The sequence below is a fragment of the Methylobacterium sp. E-005 genome (assembly GCF_022829725.1).
Taxonomy (GTDB): Bacteria; Pseudomonadota; Alphaproteobacteria; order Rhizobiales; family Beijerinckiaceae; genus Methylobacterium.
The window spans coordinates 279,054-297,185 of the sequence record NZ_JAKSYG010000256.1; the positions used below are offsets into that span (position 1 = coordinate 279,054).

The following is an 18,132-nucleotide window of genomic DNA, read 5'->3' on the forward strand; positions in this document are numbered from 1 at the left end:
CCTGCGCGCACCTATATGTCGGGTGGTTACGCGCGGGACATCGAACGCCATGCAGCCGGTCACCATCTACACCACGGCGTGGTGCCCCTATTGCTCGGCGGCGAAGAGCCTGCTGAAGGAGAAGGGCGCCGCCTTCCAGGAAGTTGACGTCGAGCGCGTGCAGGGTGCCCGTGCCACCATGGTCGAGAAGGCCGGCGGCCGCACCAGCGTGCCCCAGATCTTCGTCGGTGGCCGGCATGTCGGCGGGTGCGACGATCTCTACGCCCTCGATCGGGCCGGCAAGCTCGATCCCCTCCTGAAAGACACCGCGGATGCCTGAGTCCCGGTTCACGGCTGCCTGCGTGCAGATGCGCTCGGGCCGAGATCCGGGCGCGAATCGCGACGCGGCCGTGGCGGGGGTACGCGAGGCGGCGGCCCGGGGCGCGGCCTACGTGCAGACGCCGGAGATTACCTCCCTGGTCGAGCGGAACCGCGAGCGCCTGTTCGCCCACGTAACCACCGAAGAGCGGGATCCGACGCTCGCAGCCCTGCGCGAGGCCGCGCGGGAAACCGGTACGGTGGTGCAGGTCGGCTCCATTGCGGTTCGATCCGGCGACAAGATCGCCAACCGTGCCTACCTGATCGATGCCGGGGGCGCGATCATCGCATCCTATGACAAGCTGCACCTGTTCGACGTCGACCTGCCGAGCGGCGAGCGTTGGCGCGAATCGGCGACCTATACCGGCGGGGCCTGCGCGGTCGTCGCCGACACGCACCTGGCCACGATCGGCCTGACGATCTGCTATGACGTCCGCTTTCCTGGCCTGTACCGCGCCCTGGCGGAGGCGGGCGCCGATGTGCTGACCGCGCCGGCCTGCTTCACCCGCCAGACGGGGGCTGCGCACTGGCACGTCCTGCAGCGGGCGCGCGCGATCGAGACCGGCGCCTTCGTGATCTCGGCGGCGCAGGGCGGCGTCCATGAGGACGGCCGCGAGACATTCGGACATTCGCTGATCGTCGATCCCTGGGGTCGCGTGCTCGCCGATGCCGGCGGGGACGAACCCGGGATCGTCATGGCAGAGATCGACTTGGCCCAGGTCATGGATGCCCGGGCACGGATCCCGTCTTTGAACCATGGACGCGCTTTTACGGTCCAGCGGGTCGGCCGGCAGGTCGAGCCGGCACAATAGACACCCAAAACAGATCAATGATCCGGTACAGTCTCGTCTGCGAGGCCGGGCACGGCTTCGAGAGCTGGTTCCCGTCCTCCGAGTCCTTCGACACGCAGGCGGCGCGCGGCCTCGTGGCATGCCCGGTCTGTGACAGCACCTCGGTCAGCAAGGCTCTGATGGTGCCGAGCATCGCGCGCACCGATCGCGGGCGAATCCCGGCTGCGCCGCCGGTTCAGACCGAGGCCCCGGTCGCCTTGATCGCTGAGCCCGAGCGACAAGTCCGGGCGATGCTCAAGGCTCTGCGCGAGCACGTGGTGGCAAATGCCGAGCATGTCGGCACCCGCTTCCCCGAAGAAGCGCGCAAGATTCACTACGGAGAGGCGGAGGGCCGCTCAATCTACGGTGAGGCTAGCCCGGCGGAGGCACGCGCTCTGGTTGAAGAGGGGATCGAGGTTGCGGCTATCCCGATCCTGCCGGACGACCGCAACTAGAGCATCCGCCACGTGTGGACGGCAGAGCTGCGGCCTGTCAGCGCCGCACCGCTGCGGTTCCCGCCAGAGACGCCAGCACGAACGACACGAGGGCGTTCCAGCCCGCGAGCGACACCCCGAGCACCCGCAGCGCCGCAACCGAGCAATCCACCACTTTGGTCGATTGCAGGGTGTTGAGGAAATCGCCGATCTGGCCCGGATTCGTGCCCGTCCCGCCGCCGCAATCGCTCGGTCCCGGCCAGAAGCCCCATTCGGCCCCGGCGTGATAGACGCCGACGCCGGCCCCATAGAGCAGGCCCAACGCCGCAAGACCGAGGGCGATCCGGCCGAGGCGCTCCGGGGCGAACAGCGCGATCAGTCCCAGCGGCACGGCCGCGTAGTAGGGGAGACGCTCCGTCAGGCATAGCTTGCAGGGCGCATAGCCGTATCCGTACTGCATCACCAGCACGGCACCGAGGGTGGCGGCGGACAGGATCGCCAGCCACAAGCCGGCGGTTTTGAGACGAAGCGCGGCCGCCATCTGCATCGCTACAGGATCACCTTGAAGAGCAGGAAGCCGAGGACGATCATCGCCACCGAAATCGCCGCCACGGCGTTGAGATGCCGATCAAGGACGCCCCGGATCTGGACGCCGTATCGACCGAGCAACCCGGCCAGGATGAAGAACCGGGCGCCGCGGGTGACGATCGACAGAACGGTGAACCAGAACAAGCTGTAATGGGCGAAGCCCGATGTGATCGTGACGAGCTTGTAGGGGATCGGCGTCAGACCCTTCAGCAGGATCACCCAGTGCCCGTACCGGGCGTAGGAATCCTGGAAGGTGGTCGCCGAGTTCTGCAGACCGTAGAGGCGGATCAGCCACTCCCCGAGGGAGTCGAACAGCAGGGCGCCGATGGCATAGCCGACAAGGCCGCCCAGCACCGATGAAATCGTCGCGATCGTCGCGTAGAGCCAGACCCGGTCCGGACGGCTCACCGCCATCGGGACCAGCATCGCGTCGGGCGGCACGGGAAAGAACGAGCTCTCGGCGAAAGCCACGGCGCCGAGCGCGTAGGGCGCGGACGGCCTGCCGCTGAGGGCGAGGATCCACGCATAGAGCCGGCGGAGCATTCGATCTCCCAGATTGGATAATCGGGCGCTCTTTGAGCACAGGTGCTGCGCCTTGGCCAGATCGCCGAAGCCGGCGAAAAATACGCTTGGCCGGTGCGGTCGACCTGTGCGAAGAGCGCCGGGCAGGCGGGTATGGCGGAACTGGTAGACGCGGGCGACTCAAAATCGCCAGCCGCAAGGCGTGGGGGTTCGATTCCCTCTACCCGCACCACAGCGATCGGCCCCCGATTCTTTCTTCAAACCGTCGCGGCACGCGGCGCTGGCCTAGAAGCGGCCGTGGCGCGGGCAGAGCGTCGCGCTGTCGCCGGCTAATTCCGCCCTATCTTGGCCGATACGCGGCGCGATGAGCCGCTCCAGGGACAGGGCGAGGCTGTGAGCGACCGTCTGAGGGTGGCGATCCTGGGGGCCGGTATGGCTGGCGCCGCGGCGGCACGCAGGCTGGCCGATGCCGGATCGTTGGTCAGCGTCTTCGACAAGGGTCGCAGCGTCGGCGGGCGTATGGCGACCCGACGGCACGGAACGATGCGGTTCGATCATGGCGCCCAATTCATGCGGGCGCATGGCGACGCCTTCGCGGCGCAGCTGCTGGAGTGGGAGCGGCGCGGCATCGCAGCCGCCTGGGCGGGTGAAGGGCGTCGGGTCGGCGTACCCGATATGACCGCGCCGGTCCGCGATCTCCTGGCCGGACTTCCCGTCACGTCCGGCATCACGGTGGCGCGCATCCGGCGGATCGACCTTGGCTGGCATCTCGACGCCGCGGACGGGGTCCACGGCCCCTTCGATACCGTGGTGATCACGTTTCCCGCCCCGCAGGTGACGGCCCTGCTCGACGCGTCCGGTTATGCGCTTCCCGGCGTCGAGCGCGCCACGTATGCCCCGTGCTGGTCCGTGCTGGTCGCGGCCGAAGGGGCGGCGACCGGGGCGCTGGTCAAGCCGGGTGCGGGTCCGATCGGCCTCATCGCCCTCGACGGATCGAAGCCGGGCCGTCCCCCGGGCACCCGGCTGACGATCCACGCGACGGCGGATTGGTCGCGCGATCATCTCGAAGAGCCGCGCGAGGCGATCATCGCGGCGCTCCTTCCCGTTGCCGAGCGCCATCTCGGCGTCGCTCTGCGCCCGACCTACGCGGAGGCCCATCGCTGGCGCTATGCGCAGGTCGATCGGCCCCTGGACCGATCAGCGGTCTACGATCCGGCCCTGCGGCTCGGCGCCGCCGGCGACTGGTGCCTGGGCGCGCGCATCGAGGCTGCCTACGACAGCGGCTCGGCGCTGGCCGGAGCCATCCTGGCTAATCTCGGTGGCGGGCCATGATCCCGCCGATCGCCTTCCATCCCGCCTATGAAGCGAGCCTGCCCGCCGGTCACCGCTTTCCGATGCGCAAATACGGGTTGCTCGCCGAGACGCTCATCGCGAAGGGCCTCGCACCGCTGGGCTTCGTCACGCCCGAGCTGGCGACCGCAGACATGCTCGTCCGCGCCCACGACCCAGCCTACGTGGAGGCGGTCCTCACCGGTACCGTGTCCCGGGACATCGAGCGGGCGATCGGCCTTCCGGTCGATCAAGCGGTCGTGCGGCGCTCACGCAGTTCCGTCGGCGGGACGCTGCTGGCGGCGCGTCTCGCCCTCGCGGAGGGACTCGCGGGCAGCGCGGCCGGCGGCAGCCATCATGCCCGGCGGCAGCAAGGCGCAGGTTTCTGCGTGCTCAACGATGTGGCGGTGGCAGCGCGGACGCTCCAGGTCGAAGGTCAGGTGCGACGCGCGCTCGTCGTCGACCTCGACGTCCATCAGGGGGACGGGACCGCAGATTGCCTCGCGCGATGTCCCGACCTGTTCACATGGTCGGTGCATTGCGAGAACAACTACCCGTCCGTGAAGATCGCCAGCGATCTGGATATCGGCCTGCCCGATCGACTGGGCGACGACGACTACCTCGCCGTACTGCGCGACCGCCTGCCGCAACTGCTCGATGCGCTCGTCCCGGATCTGGTCTTCTACAACGCCGGCGTCGATCCGCACCGCGACGACCGCCTGGGCCGGCTCTGTCTCACGGATGAGGGCCTGCTGGCGCGGGATCGCTACGTCGTGGCGCAGGCCCGGGCGCGCGGCATCCCGCTCGTGGCGGTCATTGGCGGGGGCTATTCCACGGATGTGAACGCTCTGGCCCGGCGTCACGCCCTGGTGTTCGAGGCGTTGGCCGCCGAGGCTGCGGACGCGTCGGCACCGTAAGCAGACTCAACGCAGACCGATGATGATGCAGTGCCGCATCAGTGTCCGGCCTCGGCGCCCGACACAGTGACCTGGTAAGGTTTGAGCAAGCCTGAGGGCACAGGTTGCGAGGATTGCGGATGTCGTTCGCGACGCGCCCGCAGGTCTCAGTCCGTCGCCGTTGAGGTTTGATCCATGCTCGCGCGGGTCTGGAACGTGCTGAAGCCGACGCTCGCGGTTGCAGCCCTGATCGCCGCCGCCCTCGTGTCGGCCGATAAGCTCGACCGGCAGCGGGCGCAGCCGGCTATCGGCGTCGTCGCGAGCGAGCCCGTCATCACCGGCGCCATCGCGCCGGCTGCGCGCCGCTGAGCAGCGCTCGCTTTATCAGGAAGCTCCGGGTCGCTGGCTCACCAGCCGTTGATGCGCGGCCATACGGCACCCGTGAGATGCCCGTCGGCGATGACGTGATAGCGATCATGCTGCGCTCCCGTGGCGCAGGCATGGTTCGGCAGGATGCGCAGGCGCGCCCCGACCGGAAGTTCGGGCAGGGCCGCCGTCGAACCCTTTCGCAGGGCCAGGATGCCGTGCTCCTGGTTGGCATCGGCGACGATCAGATCACGATAGGGCCGGCCTGTCCGGTCGCAGGCGAGGCCGTAGCCCTGGTCGACGGCCTGCCGGGCCGTGCCCCGGTCCCGCGAGAGCGCCATCCAGCCAGCATCGGTGATGATCCAGCCCTTCTCCCGCTGGTGGCCGATCACCGTAGCCAGGACGGTCAGCGCAATGTCTTCCACCGTGCAGGAGCCAACGCCGGCCTGAAACAGGTCGCCGATCATGAAGACGCCGGCGCGGACCTCGGTGATGCCATCCAGATTCGCCGCATAGCGCGCGGTCGGGGTGGAGCCGACGCTGACCACCGGGCAGGGCAGGCCGGCATCCCGAAGTGACGCCGCCGCCGTCACGGCTGCGACGCGCTCGGCCTCGGCGGCCGCGCGGAGCGCATCCGGCTCGCTCAGCCCGTAGCTGTCGCCGGCATGGAGGAGGATCCCGCGCAAATCGGCTTCCCTGTCGAGGATGCGGCCGATGGCGACAAGCTGTTCCGCATCCTGCGGCTTTACGCCGGAGCGGTGGCCATCCGCGTCGACTTCGATCAGCACCGGCAACCGATCATCGTGCCGGCGGCTCCAGGCCGCCACGGCCTCGGCCTGCTCCACGGAATCCAGAATGATCGCGAGATCCGCCTGGCAATGCCGCCGGATCCAGCCGACCCGTTCGAGCTTCTGCGGCGCGATCCCCACCGCGTAGATCATGTCGCGGACCCCGCCCTCGGCGAAGTACTCGGCCTCGCGCAGGGTGGAAACGGTCGCCGGCCCGGCCGCGCTCGCCATGGCGATCCGGGCGACGTCGCGGGATTTCGCGGTCTTGAGGTGCGGGCGCAGCACCACGCCGAGCCTGTCGAGCCGGGCCCGCATGGCGGCGACGTTGGCCGTCACGCGGTCGGCGTCGAGCAGGAGGCAGGGCGTTTCGATCACGTCGAGCCCGTCGCCCTCGGTCGATATCGAGATCTCATCCGCCATCACGCCGCTCCCGTCTGTCCAGGGATGGTTGTCTGATAGGCGTTTGCCGGGGACGGTCCAAGACGCACCGGGACAAGACGCACTGGGATAAGACGCACCGGGACAAGATGCGCCGAACGCCGATACCGGATCGGGCGACGGGCGTTCAGGTGGAACGCCGCACGGCTTCCACGAAGGCTGCCGCATCGCGGGCGACATCGGCCGCTGGTTTACCGGGGCGGTAGAGGTTGGAGCCCAGGCCGAACCCGTCGGCGCTCGCGGCGCGCCACGCGGCGATCCCCTCGGGGGTCACACCGCCCACGGCGAGCACCCGCGTTCCGGATGGCAGCACCGCGCGATGGGCCCGGAGAGCCGCCGGCGAGGCGACATCGGCTGGAAACAGCTTGAGCGCGGTTGCCCCGGCCGCGAGCGCCGTGAACGCTTCGGTCGGCGTCTGGTAGCCGGGCAGGGAGACGAGGCCGCGCGAACAGGTCGCGCCGATCACCGCCGCATCCGTGTTGGGGGAAACGATCAGGCTGCCGCCCGCGTCCCCGACCGCTGCGACCTGCGCGGGTTCGAGGACCGTGCCGGCCCCCACTAGCGCGCGCCCGGCCAGGCGATCTGCGAGGCGTGCGATGCTGCGCAACGGATCGGGGGAATTGAGCGGCACCTCGATCAGCGTGAAGCCGGCATCCACGAGGGCGTCGCCCACCGCGGGTGCCTCTTCGGGCGTCAGGCCGCGCAGGATCGCGACCAGCGGGCAAGTGGCGAAGGCGGCTTCGAAACGCTCAAGGATCGTCATGCGCTGAGGCTCCAGATGGCATGGATGCCGGCCGTGGTCGCTCCATCCGGCACGGTGATGGGAGTCCCACCCAACTCGCTCACCGCGGCGGCGTAGAGGACGTTGAGGTCTCCTCCGCCCAGCAGATAGACGGGCCGGCGGCTGAGATCCTCCCGCGTTGCGACATCCGCCCCGATCAGGACACCGCTCGCATAGGCGGCGGCCTCGGACGGTTCGAGCCGATCGAGCAGAAGCCCGGCCCGGACCTCGAACAGCGTCGCGGCGAGGTTGCCGGACGCAATCCCCCGGCGAAGCCCGCGGCGGAACGGGGCCCCGTCCGAAACCACCCCGTCGAGCATCCCAGCCAGGATGCCATGGGCGCGCAGCAGAGCGAAGAGTTCGCCGGTCATCACCGTGGTGAAGGTCGTGATCGCCCCATCGACGGTCTCGACCCATTTGTTGTGTGTGCCGGGCTGGCAGAACAGGGCGGTCGCGGGCGCCGTTCCGGCATGGATCGCGCCCAGTATCTGGATCTCCTCCCCACGCATCACGTCGGGCCGCCGGCCGTCCCGCAGCGCCACGCCGGGCACGATGCGCACATGGGGCGCGGCTTCGCGGCAGGATGCGGCCAAGCGTTCCAGCGTGGCGGGCGCATCGACGTAGGGCGCCTCGCACCAGCCCCGGCTGGAGCCCACCATCCCGACCGCGATGACCGGGTCCACGCCGAAGCGCGCGCGCAGGGCTGAGATCTCGGCCGGGTACGCGTCCGGCGCGAGACTCAATACGCCGCGTTCATCCCGCAAGGTCTCGAGCACTGTCCCGTCGGAGGCGACCGCGTAGGCTCGCCGGTTTGTCGTCCCCCAGTCGACCGCGATGTAGGCTGCGCGACCGACCATGCCCTCTGCTCCCACGTGCGCGTTCTATTTGTCTGAGTTAATGGGCACGGCAGTGATGGTCAAGCTTCGTACGGTCCGCAGTGGCCGGACGAGGCGGATATACCAGCCGGGGATTGTCGCACCGCGTCGCGCGTTTGCGATGGACGGACCGGGCGCGGTTCGGCGATATGGCGGCAAGATTCAAAACAAGAATCAAAACTTGGGAGGACAGTGCTTGGCACGGGACGTGATCCTGGCGACCGACGGCCTGACGATGGAATTCCGTGGGTTCCGCGCCGTGAACGGCGTGGCGCTGCAGGTCGAGCGCGGCACGATCCACGTGCTCATCGGGCCCAATGGAGCCGGCAAGACCACCTGCTTCAACCTGCTGACCAAGTTCCTGATCCCGACGGCGGGGACGATCCGCTACAAGGACCGCGACATCACCGGTCTGAAAGCGGCCGACGTCGCCCGGCTCGGCCTCGTGCGCTCCTTCCAGATCTCAGCGGTCTTCCCGCATCTGACTGTGATGGAGAATGTCCGTATCGCCCTGCAGCGGCGGCGACGCGGCGACTCCTTTGATTTCTGGCGCGCCGAGCGGGTGTTGCGGGCGCTGAACGGCGAGGCGCTGGCGCTGGTCGAGGATGTCGGCCTGTCCGAGTTCGCCGACGTGCCGGCGGTGGAACTCTCCTATGGCCGCAAACGCGCGCTGGAGATCGCCACGACCCTCGCCCTCGATCCCGAGATGCTGCTCCTCGACGAGCCGATGGCCGGAATGGGCCACGAGGATGTCGAGCGCACGGCGCAGCTCATCCGCAGGGTCTCCAAAAGCCGGACCATCCTGATGGTGGAGCACAACCTGTCGGTGGTGGCGTCCCTGTCGGACCGCATCACCGTGCTGGCGCGGGGGCAGGTGCTGGCCGAGGGCGATTACGCCACCGTCTCGAAGGATCCGCGTGTGGTCGAAGCGTATATCGGGGCTGGACATGCCTGAGGCCGCGGTGAAGACCTTCACGCCCGCTCCGGCGACCGGCTCGCTCCTCACCGTCCGCGGGCTGGAGGGCTGGTACGGCGAGAGCCACGTGCTGCACGGCATCGACATCGATGTCCGGACCGGCGAGGTGATCACGCTGCTGGGCCGCAACGGCGCCGGCAAGACCACGACGCTCCGGGCGATCATCGGCATCCTCGGCAAGCGTGCGGGCTCGATCGTCTACGACGGTGTCGAGACCGTGCGGATGGCCTCGCGCAACATCGCCCGGCTCGGCATCGGCTACGTGCCGGAGGAGCGCGGGATCTTCGCGAGCCTCACGGTCCACGAGAACCTGATGCTGCCGCCGCGGGTGAAGCCCGGCGGCATGTCGGTGGCCGAAATCCACACGCTGTTCCCGAACCTGAAGGAGCGGGCAAGCAGCCAGGGCACCAAGCTCTCGGGCGGCGAGCAGCAGATGTTGGCCATCGGCCGGATCCTGCGCACCGGCGCCAAGCTGATCCTGCTCGATGAGCCGACTGAAGGTCTCGCGCCGGTCATCGTTCAGCAGATCGGCCGGACCATCCAGCAGTTGAAGGCTCAGGGATACACCATCATCCTGGTGGAACAGAACTTCCGCTTCGCCCAGACCCTGGCGGACCGGCACTTCGTGATCGAACAGGGCAGGGTGGTCGACATGATCCCCAATGCCGAGCTAGACGCCAATATCGACAAGCTTCACGCCTATCTCGGCGTCTAGAGCCTGTCCAAGAATACTGTCGAAGCGCCCAAATCGGCGTCCCGAGTTCCGGCCGGCGGAAGAACGCCGTGCCGCCAGTGGATGGAAACGCGTATGTTCGGACGTATCGCCCGGCCCGTGACCCTCGCCGCCCTCGCGGGCGCCCTGATGATGGGCACCGCCGCGGCGCAGACCAACGTCAAGATCGGCATCCTCGGCGACCGCTCGGGCGCCTATTCGGACATCAGCGGCGAGGGCTCGGTGGTCGCCGCCAAGCTGGCGGTCGAGGATTTCAAGCCGGAGCAGCACGGGCTCAAGGTCGAGATCGTCTCGGCCGACCACCAGAACAAGCCCGATGTCGGCGCGGCCATCGCCCGGCAATGGTACGACCGTGACAGTGTCGACATGATCACCGACGGGGTGACCTCATCGGTGGCGCTCGCCATCAGCCAGGTCACCAAGGAGAAGAACAAGGTCTTCATCGATACCGGCGCCGGCACCGCCGACCTCACCGGGCCGCAATGTACGCCCAACACGATCCACTGGGTCTACGACACGGTGGCGCTGGCCAACGGCACCGGCGGCGCGATGGTGAAGCGCGGCGGCACGACGTGGTTCTTCCTTACCGCCGATTACGTGTTCGGCCAGACGCTGCAGCGCGACACCAGCGCGGTCATCACCAAGAACGGCGGCAAGGTCGTGGGCTCGGTCAAGACGCCGTTCCCGACCTCGGACTTCTCGTCCTTCCTGCTCCAGGCGCAGGGCTCGGGCGCCAAGGTGATCGGGCTCGCCAATGCCGGCACCGACACGATCAATTCCATCAAGCAGGCCGGTGAGTTCGGCATCACCGAGGGCGGGCAGGCTTTGGCCGGCCTCCTGGTCTTCTCCTCGGACGTGCATTCCCTCGGCACCAAGGTCGCCCAGGGGCTGGTGCTCACCGAGCCGTTCTACTGGGACTTGAACGACCAGACCCGCGCCTTCTCGGACCGTTTCGCCAAGCAGATGAAGGGCAACTCGAAGCCGACCGCCAATCATGCGGGCGTCTACTCGGACGTGCTCCACTACCTGAAGGCGGTGGCGGAGCTGAAATCCACGGCGGACGGCGCCGCGACCGTCGCCAAGATGAAGGCGATGCCGACCGACGATCCGCTGTTCGGAAAGGGCGTGATCCGCGCGGACGGGCGCAAGATCCACGACATGTACCTGTTCGAGGTCAAGAAGCCCGCCGAGTCGAAGGGCGAGTGGGACCTCTACAAGCAGCTCGAGACGATCCCGGGCGATCAGGTCTTCCGCCCGCTCAACGAGGGCAAATGCCCCCTCGTGAAGGGCTGAGCATGGGTGCGGGGCGCGGAGACCGGCCATGACCACGATCTTCGGTGTGCCGATGCAGGCCCTGTTCGGGCAATTGCTGCTCGGCCTGATCAACGGTTCATTCTACGCGATCCTGTCGCTGGGGCTCGCGATCATCTTCGGGCTCCTCAACATCATCAACTTCGCCCACGGCGCGCTCTACATGATGGGCGCGTTCGTGGCCTGGATGCTGCTCACCTACGTGGGCCTCGGCTACTGGTGGGCGCTGGGGCTGGCGCCGCTCGTGGTCGGCGCCTTCGGCATCGTGCTGGAGCGGCTGCTGATCGCCCGGCTCTACAAGCTCGACCACCTCTACGGCCTGCTCCTGACCTTCGGGCTGGCGCTGATCATCCAGGGCATGTTCCGCAACCAGTACGGCGTCTCTGGGCTCCCCTACGCGATCCCGCCCGAGCTGTCGGGCGGCCAGCGCCTGCCCTTCATGTTTCTGCCGAACTACCGGGCCTGGGTGGTGGTCGCCTCGCTCACCGTCTGCATCGCCACGTGGCTCGTGATCGAGAAGACCAAGCTCGGCGCCTATCTGCGCGCCGCCACCGAGAACCCGACCCTCGTCCAGGCCTTCGGGGTCAACGTGCCGCTGTTCCTGACCCTGACCTATGGGTTCGGCGTCGCGCTCGCGGGCTTCGCCGGGGTGCTGGCCGCGCCGATCTACTCGGTGAATCCCAATATGGGCGCCGACATCATCATCGTGGTCTTCGCCGTGGTGGTGATCGGCGGCATGGGCTCGATCATCGGCTCGGTGATCACGGGCTTCGCCCTCGGCCTCGTCGAGGGGCTGACCAAGGTGTTCTATCCGGAGGCGTCCGCGACCGTGATCTTCGTGATCATGGTGCTGGTGCTGCTCGTCAAACCCGCTGGCCTGTTCGGGCGCACGGCCTGACCGCGAACTGAGGCTCGACACCCATGGCCGACACCGCAACCATCGACGCCGCCCCGATCGCTGCCGCCCCGGCGACCGGCCGGGACGACAAGGCGCTCCACCGCCTGATCTTCGTCGGCATCGCCGTGCTGCTGATCGTGGCGCCGCTGGTGCTCTACCCCGTCTATCTGATGAAGGTTTTGTGCTTCGCGCTGTTCGCGCTCGCCTTCAACCTGCTGCTCGGCTACGGCGGCCTGCTCTCCTTCGGTCACGCCGCCTATTTCGGCATGGCGAGCTACCTCTGCGCCTACACGGCCAAGCAGCTCGGCTTCACGCCGGAACTCGCGATCCTCGCCGGCACCGGCACCGCGGCGCTGCTGGGCCTCGTTTTCGGCGCGCTGGCGATCCGCCGGCAGGGCATCTACTTCTCGATGATCACCCTGGCGCTCGCCCAGATGGCGTTCTTCTTCTCGCTGCAGGCGAAGTTCACCGGCGGCGAGGACGGCATCCAGGCGGTGCCCCGCGGCAACCTGTTCGGGGTGATCAGCCTCGCGGACGACCGGGCGATGTACGGCCTCGTCTGCGTGATCTTCATGGCCGGGATGCTGCTGATCTACCGGATCATCCACTCGCCCTTCGGGCAGGTGCTGAAGGCGATCCGGGACAACGAGCCGCGGGCGATCTCGCTGGGTTACCGGGCGAGCCAGTACAAGCTTGCGGTCTTCGTGCTTTCGGCGACGCTGGCGGGGCTCGCGGGTTCCACCAAGGCGATCGTGTTCCAGCTCGCCTCGCTCACCGACATCCACTGGTCGATGTCGGGCGAGGTGGTCCTGATGACGCTGGTCGGCGGCATGGGGACCGTGTTCGGGCCGATCGTCGGCGCCCTCGTGATCGTCACCATGGAGACCTACCTCGCGCAGTTCGGCGCCTGGGTGACGATCATCCAGGGCTGCGTCTTCGTGCTCTGCGTGCTGCTGTTCCGGGAGGGGATCGTCGGGCTCGTCGCACGGGTGGTGCGCCGGCCGTTGTGAAAACGGCCACGCATTGGATCGCAGACAAGTGATGGTAAGGCGCCGTTAACCAAACCGTCTCAACCTGGGGTTCCACAGACTTCAGGTTCGCCATGATGAACGCCGGTTCGCTCAGCATCGACGACCCCGCGGTCGACTGCCCGGTCCCACCGGAGACGGTCGGCCGTCTGATCAAGGCCGATCCGGAGGGCGCCGCCTACCTCCTGGACGGGATCCCGGAGGCGACCCGGGCGCGTCTCGCGGTCTGGCTCTACGGCCGCAGCCATACGCACGAGATCGGCGTCCGGGTCGCGGCGACCTGCGACGGCACGACCCTGCGCCGGGCGGCCGGAGTCGTCGGCAACGTCCTGTACGACCTGTCCCGTCGCCCCTACGCGGCGCCGAGCCACGGAACACGGACCAGCGCGAACCGCATCTCCCTCGGCGGGTCCCAGCGGCGCGCCTGAACGGGGCTGTGCAGCAATTGGATCGCGAGCTGCGAGGGTCTATCGTCGCGGCCAATGTCCACCCTCGCACCCGCCGTCCGCCGCCTCGACCCCATCCTCGTCGACCGCATCGCCGCGGGCGAGGTGGTGGAGCGCCCGGCCTCGGCCGTGAAGGAACTCGTCGAGAACGCCATCGACGCCGGGGCCCGGTCCATTGAAGTCACCGTCGAGGCGGGCGGCCGGCGGCTGATCCGTGTGGTCGATGACGGGCGCGGGATGACGCCCGAGGACCTCGACCTCGCCGTCGAGCGTCACGCCACCTCCAAGCTCCCCGGGGGCGACCTGACGGCGATCGACACGCTGGGATTCCGCGGCGAGGCATTGCCCTCGATCGGGGCGGTGTCGCGGCTCGCCGTCGTCACGCGCACGCCGGAGGCCGAGGCTGGGGCGAGCCTGATTGTGGAGGCGGGCCTGAAGGGTCCGGTCCGTCCGGCCCCGGCCCAACGCGGCACCCGGATCGAGGTGACCGAGCTGTTCGCCGCGACGCCGGCCCGGCTCAAGTTCCTGAAATCCGACCGGGCCGAGAACGCCGCCATCGCGGAGACCCTGCGCCGGCTCGCCGTCACGCAGTCCGGGATCCGCTTCACCCTGCGCGCCGATGCCGGCCAGCCCCTGGTGTTGCCGGCCGAGAGCGGGTCGGAGGCGGATCTGCGCCGGCTCACCGCGGTGCTGGGGCCGGATTTCACCGCCAACGCCCTGCCGGTCTCGCTCGCCCGGGAGGGGTTCGCGGTGACCGGCCATGTCGGCCTGCCGACCTATCACCGGGGCGCGGCGACTCACATCCATCTCGCCGTCAACGGCCGCCCGGTGCGCGACCGGCTGCTCCTCGGGGCGGTGCGCGGCGCCTATGCCGACACCCTGGCCTCTGACCGCCACCCGGTGCTGGGACTGACAATCACGTGCGATCCCGAACGGGTCGACGTGAATGTCCACCCGGCCAAGACCGAAGTGCGCTTCCGCGAGCCGGGTCTGGTCCGGGCGCTGATCGTCAGCGCCATCCACGATGCCCTGCGCCGCAGCGGCGCCCGCTCGGCCACGACCGGCGCCGCCCGGACCCTCGACGCCTTGCGCCCGGCCGGCCCGGCCCTTGCGCTCCATACCGGGGTGGCTGCACCGAGCCTGTTCCAGCCCACACGGCCCGGCCCGTTCCCATCCGGCGCGCCCTCGGTGGCGGCGCCTGCGGGCTACCGGAGTTCACCGACCTGGCGGCCGGCCCCGATGCCGCGCCCCGCGGAGCCGGCTTACGTCCTAGCGGAGCACAGCGGCTTCGCGGAGGCATCCCAGGCGGCCTTCGTCGGGGACGTTGCGGCCCCGCCCCAGGCGGATGTCCGGCACCTCGCCGACGCCCCGGAGGCGATCGACCATCCCCTCGGCGCGGCGCGCGCCCAGATCCACGAGACCTACATCCTCGCCCAGACCCGCGATGGCCTTGTGATTGTCGATCAGCACGCCGCCCACGAGCGCCTCGTCTACGAACGGATGAAGGCGGAGCGGGCGGCGGGCGGCATCGCCCGGCAGGGACTCCTGATCCCCGACGTGGTCGAGATGAGCCCCGAGGAGGCCGACCGTCTGGTCGCCGCCGCGCCGGACCTCGACCGGCTTGGTCTCACCATCGAGGCGTTCGGATCCGGGGCCGTGCTGGTGCGCGAGGTCCCGGCCGCGCTGATCAAGGCATCGATCCGCGATCTCGTGACCGACATCCTCGACGCCCTGGAATCCAGCGGCGACGAGGAAGGCGGTGCCCCGGCCGCCGAGGGCGGTCCGCTGGGCCGGCGCCTCGATGCCGTGCTGTCGCGTATGAGCTGCCACGGCTCGGTTCGCGCCGGCCGCCGCCTGCGGCCCGAGGAGATGAACGCCCTCCTGCGCGAGATGGAGGCGACCCCGAATTCCGGCCAGTGCAACCACGGCCGCCCGACCTCGATCGAGCTGAAGCTCTCCGACATCGAGCGGCTGTTCGGCCGGCGGTGATAAGCGCGCTGCGGCGGCCGGGCGCGCCGAACAGCCGCCGCACTTCGTTTCGCCTTGCGATTGCCCCCACGGGCCTAGATCGTGGAGAGAACAGGCGCGCAGACTTATCCTGACCGAACACAGGCCTTCGCCGGAGCCCGCGATCCATGGATTTCACCATCTCGCCCCGCGTCGAGGAGTATCGCGCGCGGATCGCGGCCTTCGTCGAGGCGCATGTCATTCCGCTCGAATCCGACCCGGCGGCCTATGACGGCCACGGCAACATCGGCCTACCGGAGCTCGCCCGGCTGCGCGGCCTCGCCCGGGAGCAGGGGCTCTGGTGTCTCCAACTCAAGCCGGAGACCGGTGGGGCCGGGCTCGACAAGGTCGGCATGGCGGTCTGCTACGAGGCGATGAACCGCTCGATCTTCGGGCCGGTCGTAATCAACTCGGCCGCGCCCGACGACGGCAACATGATGGTGCTGGAGAAGGTCGCCACCCCGGCCCAGAAGGAGCGCTGGCTCGATCCGATCGTGCGCGGTGAGGTCCGCTCGGCCTTCGCCATGACCGAGCCCCATCCCGGCGGCGGCTCCGATCCCGGCATGATCCAGACCCGGGCCGAGCGCCGCGGGGACAGCTACGTGGTCACCGGCCGCAAATGGTACATCACCGGCGCCGAGGAGGCCGCGCACTTCATCCTGATGGCCCGCACCTCCGACGACGTGCGCAAGGGCCTCACCGCCTTCCTGTTCCACAAGGACCAGCCCGGCTGGGAGATCCTGCGGCGCATCCCGATCATGGGGCCGGAGGAGCATGGCGGCCATTGCGAGCTTCTGTTCGATGGTCTCGAGATCCCGGCCGAGAACGTGCTGATGAACGAGGGCGACGGCCTGAAGCTCACGCAGATCCGCCTCGGCCCGGCGCGGCTGACCCATTGCATGCGCTGGCTCGGCCTGTCGAAGCGCTGCGTCGAGATCGCCCGCGCCTACGCGGCGGAGCGCCACGGCTTCGGCATCCGCCTGGCCGACCGCGAGAGCATCCAGCTTATGCTGGGCGATCTCGCCATGAAGATCGAGATCGGCCGCCTGCTGGTGATGAAGGCCGCCTGGGCGCTCGATCAGGGGAGCTTCGCCCGCAAGGAGGTCTCGATGGCCAAGGTCCATGTGGCCAACCTGCTCCACGCGGCCGCCGACGTGGCGATTCAGATCAACGGCGCCCGGGGCTATTCCACCGATACGCCGCTCGAATGGATCTACCGCTACGCAAGGCAGGCGCGGCTGGTCGACGGGGCCGACGAGGTCCACAAGATGGTGCTCAACCGCAACCTGGAGGCCGAGGGCGACGCCTTCTGGTCCTGGCCGGTGGGCGCGTGAATCGGAGCGTATGACGATGACCGATGTCGTGATCACAGGCGCGGTGCGGACTGCGATCGGCACCTTCGGCGGCGCGCTGGCCGGGACGCCGCCCTCCGAATTGGGGGCGCTCTGCGTCGCGGAGGCGCTGAAGCGCGCCGGCACGGCGCCGGAGCGCGTCGGCCACGTGGTGTTCGGCCACGTGATCCCGACCGAGCCGCGGGACGCCTACATCGCCCGCGTCGCCGCCATGAAGGGCGGGGTGCCCAAGGAGGTGCCGGCGATGACCGTCAACCGGCTCTGCGGCAGCGGATTGCAGGCGATCGTCTCGGCGGCGCAGTCCATCCTGCTCGGCGATGCCGAAATCGCGCTGGCGGGCGGCGCCGAGAACATGAGCCGGTCACCGCATATGCTCACGACCGGCCGCACCGGCCAGCGCATGGGCGATACCATCCTCGTCGATTACATGATCGGCGTGCTGAGCGACCCGTTCGGCAACGGCCATATGGGCGTCACCGCGGAGAATATCGCCGAGCGCTACGGCGTCTCCCGCGACGCGCAGGACGCCTTCGCGGCCGAGAGTCAGGCGCGCGCCGCCCGGGCAATCCGCGAGGGCTTTTTCCGTGACCAGATCCTGCCCGTCGCCGTCCAGCGCAAGCGCGAGACGGTGGCGTTCGACACCGACGAGCATCCGAAGGCGACCAGCGTCGAGGATTTGGCGAAACTCCGCCCGGCCTTCTCCAAGACCGGCAGCGTCACCGCCGGCAACGCCTCGGGCCTGAACGATGGCGCCGCCGCCCTCGTCCTCTCAAGCGCGGCGCAAGCCGAGCGTTCGGGGGCGAAGCCCCTCGCCCGGATCGTCGGCTACGCCCATGCGGGCGTCGACCCGTCCGAGATGGGCATGGGTCCGGTGCCCGCCGTGCGCCGTCTGCTGGAGCGCACCGGCCTGCGCGCCGGAGATTTCGACGTGATCGAGTCGAACGAAGCCTTCGCGGCCCAGGCCTGCGCGGTCTCCCGCGAACTCGACCTCGACCCCGCCCGGGTGAACCCGAACGGCGGTGCCATCGCCCTCGGGCATCCGATCGGCGCCTCGGGGGCGATCATCGCGGTGAAGACGCTTTACGAGCTGGCCCGCATCAACGGCCGCTATGGTCTGGCGACCATGTGCATCGGCGGTGGACAGGGCATCGCGGTCGCCTTCGAGCGGCTGCACTGA

At 69.0% G+C, this 18,132-nt stretch carries 20 protein-coding genes and 1 tRNA gene; 16 read left to right on the top strand and 5 right to left on the bottom strand.

The window, feature by feature from the left end; genetic code table 11:
- Window positions 1–49 precede the first annotated feature (49 nt).
- From grxC to MKK88_RS32265, 3 genes are read left to right on the top strand one after another with little or no spacing between them, the layout of a single operon-like run.
- Window positions 50–319, top strand: coding sequence for a glutaredoxin 3 (gene grxC, locus MKK88_RS32255; RefSeq protein ID WP_244007621.1), 270 nt, complete (start codon window positions 50–52; stop codon window positions 317–319).
- Complete coding sequence (locus tag MKK88_RS32260; RefSeq protein ID WP_244007623.1) at window positions 312–1,169, top strand: carbon-nitrogen hydrolase family protein; 858 nt, start codon at window positions 312–314, stop codon at window positions 1,167–1,169. Before grxC ends, MKK88_RS32260 begins: the two co-directional genes overlap by 8 nt.
- Before the next feature lie 17 nt (window positions 1,170–1,186).
- On the top strand, window positions 1,187–1,642 hold the full coding sequence (locus tag MKK88_RS32265) for a DUF1178 family protein (RefSeq protein ID WP_244007625.1): 456 nt from the start codon (window positions 1,187–1,189) through the stop codon (window positions 1,640–1,642).
- A 37-nt stretch (window positions 1,643–1,679) separates the two neighbouring features.
- Here MKK88_RS32265 and MKK88_RS32270 read toward each other — a convergent pair whose 3' ends face one another.
- Complete coding sequence (locus MKK88_RS32270; RefSeq protein ID WP_244007627.1) at window positions 1,680–2,168, bottom strand: disulfide bond formation protein B; 489 nt, start codon at window positions 2,166–2,168, stop codon at window positions 1,680–1,682.
- A 2-nt stretch (window positions 2,169–2,170) separates the two neighbouring features.
- Window positions 2,171–2,752, bottom strand: coding sequence for a YqaA family protein (locus MKK88_RS32275; protein WP_244007629.1), 582 nt, complete (start codon window positions 2,750–2,752; stop codon window positions 2,171–2,173).
- Between the two features lie 126 nt (window positions 2,753–2,878).
- Between MKK88_RS32275 and MKK88_RS32280 the strand changes: the two genes are divergently transcribed.
- The 4 genes from MKK88_RS32280 to MKK88_RS32295 all read left to right on the top strand — a co-directional run bounded on the left by MKK88_RS32280 (window position 2,879) and on the right by MKK88_RS32295 (window position 5,325).
- Window positions 2,879–2,963 (top strand) — tRNA-Leu (locus MKK88_RS32280).
- A 161-nt stretch (window positions 2,964–3,124) separates the two neighbouring features.
- Window positions 3,125–4,063, top strand: coding sequence for an NAD(P)/FAD-dependent oxidoreductase (locus MKK88_RS32285; protein ID WP_244007631.1), 939 nt, complete (start codon window positions 3,125–3,127; stop codon window positions 4,061–4,063).
- Complete coding sequence (locus tag MKK88_RS32290; RefSeq protein WP_244007633.1) at window positions 4,060–4,977, top strand: histone deacetylase; 918 nt, start codon at window positions 4,060–4,062, stop codon at window positions 4,975–4,977. Before MKK88_RS32285 ends, MKK88_RS32290 begins: the two co-directional genes overlap by 4 nt.
- Before the next feature lie 174 nt (window positions 4,978–5,151).
- Complete coding sequence (locus tag MKK88_RS32295; RefSeq protein WP_244007635.1) at window positions 5,152–5,325, top strand: hypothetical protein; 174 nt, start codon at window positions 5,152–5,154, stop codon at window positions 5,323–5,325.
- A gap of 38 nt (window positions 5,326–5,363) precedes the next feature.
- Here the strand turns inward: MKK88_RS32295 and MKK88_RS32300 are convergent, their stop codons facing one another.
- From MKK88_RS32300 to MKK88_RS32310, 3 genes are all read right to left on the bottom strand, one after another.
- The gene (locus tag MKK88_RS32300) at window positions 5,364–6,530 is read right to left on the bottom strand and encodes an alanine racemase (RefSeq protein WP_244007637.1); all 1,167 of its coding nucleotides are present in this window, start codon (window positions 6,528–6,530) and stop codon (window positions 5,364–5,366) included.
- 145 nt (window positions 6,531–6,675) lie between these two features.
- A complete protein-coding gene (locus MKK88_RS32305) occupies window positions 6,676–7,311 on the bottom strand; it encodes a 2-dehydro-3-deoxy-6-phosphogalactonate aldolase (protein ID WP_244007639.1) in 636 nt (211 codons plus the stop codon).
- Entirely contained in the window at window positions 7,308–8,186 is an 879-nt protein-coding gene (locus MKK88_RS32310; protein WP_244007641.1) for a 2-dehydro-3-deoxygalactonokinase, read from the bottom strand. The genes MKK88_RS32305 and MKK88_RS32310 overlap by 4 nt, the downstream gene beginning before the upstream one ends.
- Before the next feature lie 214 nt (window positions 8,187–8,400).
- On the opposite strand from MKK88_RS32310, the gene MKK88_RS32315 reads away from it, so the two are divergent.
- The 9 genes from MKK88_RS32315 (at window position 8,401) to MKK88_RS32355 (ending at window position 18,132) form a co-directional block, all read left to right on the top strand.
- Complete coding sequence (locus MKK88_RS32315; protein WP_244007643.1) at window positions 8,401–9,159, top strand: ABC transporter ATP-binding protein; 759 nt, start codon at window positions 8,401–8,403, stop codon at window positions 9,157–9,159.
- Window positions 9,152–9,895, top strand: coding sequence for an ABC transporter ATP-binding protein (locus MKK88_RS32320; protein WP_244007645.1), 744 nt, complete (start codon window positions 9,152–9,154; stop codon window positions 9,893–9,895). Before MKK88_RS32315 ends, MKK88_RS32320 begins: the two co-directional genes overlap by 8 nt.
- A 93-nt stretch (window positions 9,896–9,988) precedes the next feature.
- Window positions 9,989–11,206, top strand: a complete 1,218-nt coding sequence (locus tag MKK88_RS32325; RefSeq protein ID WP_244007646.1) for an ABC transporter substrate-binding protein — start codon at window positions 9,989–9,991, stop codon at window positions 11,204–11,206.
- A 28-nt stretch (window positions 11,207–11,234) separates the two neighbouring features.
- Window positions 11,235–12,122, top strand: coding sequence for a branched-chain amino acid ABC transporter permease (locus MKK88_RS32330; protein ID WP_244007648.1), 888 nt, complete (start codon window positions 11,235–11,237; stop codon window positions 12,120–12,122).
- A gap of 23 nt (window positions 12,123–12,145) precedes the next feature.
- Entirely contained in the window at window positions 12,146–13,132 is a 987-nt protein-coding gene (locus MKK88_RS32335) for a branched-chain amino acid ABC transporter permease (protein ID WP_244007650.1), read from the top strand.
- Window positions 13,133–13,227: 95 nt separating this feature from the next.
- Window positions 13,228–13,578, top strand: coding sequence for a hypothetical protein (locus tag MKK88_RS32340; protein WP_244007652.1), 351 nt, complete (start codon window positions 13,228–13,230; stop codon window positions 13,576–13,578).
- A 54-nt stretch (window positions 13,579–13,632) separates the two neighbouring features.
- Window positions 13,633–15,585 carry a DNA mismatch repair endonuclease MutL gene (mutL, locus tag MKK88_RS32345; RefSeq protein WP_244007654.1) on the top strand — a complete coding sequence of 651 codons (1,953 nt, stop codon included), beginning with the start codon at window positions 13,633–13,635 and terminating at the stop codon, window positions 15,583–15,585.
- Between the two features lie 146 nt (window positions 15,586–15,731).
- On the top strand, window positions 15,732–16,937 hold the full coding sequence (locus MKK88_RS32350; protein WP_244007655.1) for an acyl-CoA dehydrogenase family protein: 1,206 nt from the start codon (window positions 15,732–15,734) through the stop codon (window positions 16,935–16,937).
- Window positions 16,938–16,953: 16 nt separating this feature from the next.
- Entirely contained in the window at window positions 16,954–18,132 is a 1,179-nt protein-coding gene (locus MKK88_RS32355) for an acetyl-CoA C-acyltransferase family protein (RefSeq protein ID WP_244007657.1), read from the top strand.

What these genes read in the sequence shown, in the direction of transcription:
- grxC (WP_244007621.1), top strand. Translation starts at nt 50, where the DNA reads ATGCAGCCGGTCACCATCTACACCACGGCGTGGTGCCCCTATTGCTCG.
- MKK88_RS32260 (WP_244007623.1), top strand. Translation starts at nt 312, where the DNA reads ATGCCTGAGTCCCGGTTCACGGCTGCCTGCGTGCAGATGCGCTCGGGC.
- MKK88_RS32265 (WP_244007625.1), top strand. Translation starts at nt 1,187, where the DNA reads ATGATCCGGTACAGTCTCGTCTGCGAGGCCGGGCACGGCTTCGAGAGC.
- MKK88_RS32270 (WP_244007627.1), bottom strand. Translation starts at nt 2,168, where the DNA reads ATGCAGATGGCGGCCGCGCTTCGTCTCAAAACCGCCGGCTTGTGGCTG.
- MKK88_RS32275 (WP_244007629.1), bottom strand. Translation starts at nt 2,752, where the DNA reads ATGCTCCGCCGGCTCTATGCGTGGATCCTCGCCCTCAGCGGCAGGCCG.
- MKK88_RS32290 (WP_244007633.1), top strand. Translation starts at nt 4,060, where the DNA reads ATGATCCCGCCGATCGCCTTCCATCCCGCCTATGAAGCGAGCCTGCCC.
- MKK88_RS32295 (WP_244007635.1), top strand. Translation starts at nt 5,152, where the DNA reads ATGCTCGCGCGGGTCTGGAACGTGCTGAAGCCGACGCTCGCGGTTGCA.
- MKK88_RS32300 (WP_244007637.1), bottom strand. Translation starts at nt 6,530, where the DNA reads ATGGCGGATGAGATCTCGATATCGACCGAGGGCGACGGGCTCGACGTG.
- MKK88_RS32305 (WP_244007639.1), bottom strand. Translation starts at nt 7,311, where the DNA reads ATGACGATCCTTGAGCGTTTCGAAGCCGCCTTCGCCACTTGCCCGCTG.
- MKK88_RS32310 (WP_244007641.1), bottom strand. Translation starts at nt 8,186, where the DNA reads ATGGTCGGTCGCGCAGCCTACATCGCGGTCGACTGGGGGACGACAAAC.
- MKK88_RS32320 (WP_244007645.1), top strand. Translation starts at nt 9,152, where the DNA reads ATGCCTGAGGCCGCGGTGAAGACCTTCACGCCCGCTCCGGCGACCGGC.
- MKK88_RS32325 (WP_244007646.1), top strand. Translation starts at nt 9,989, where the DNA reads ATGTTCGGACGTATCGCCCGGCCCGTGACCCTCGCCGCCCTCGCGGGC.
- MKK88_RS32330 (WP_244007648.1), top strand. Translation starts at nt 11,235, where the DNA reads ATGACCACGATCTTCGGTGTGCCGATGCAGGCCCTGTTCGGGCAATTG.
- MKK88_RS32335 (WP_244007650.1), top strand. Translation starts at nt 12,146, where the DNA reads ATGGCCGACACCGCAACCATCGACGCCGCCCCGATCGCTGCCGCCCCG.
- MKK88_RS32340 (WP_244007652.1), top strand. Translation starts at nt 13,228, where the DNA reads ATGAACGCCGGTTCGCTCAGCATCGACGACCCCGCGGTCGACTGCCCG.
- mutL (WP_244007654.1), top strand. Translation starts at nt 13,633, where the DNA reads ATGTCCACCCTCGCACCCGCCGTCCGCCGCCTCGACCCCATCCTCGTC.
- MKK88_RS32350 (WP_244007655.1), top strand. Translation starts at nt 15,732, where the DNA reads ATGGATTTCACCATCTCGCCCCGCGTCGAGGAGTATCGCGCGCGGATC.
- MKK88_RS32355 (WP_244007657.1), top strand. Translation starts at nt 16,954, where the DNA reads ATGACCGATGTCGTGATCACAGGCGCGGTGCGGACTGCGATCGGCACC.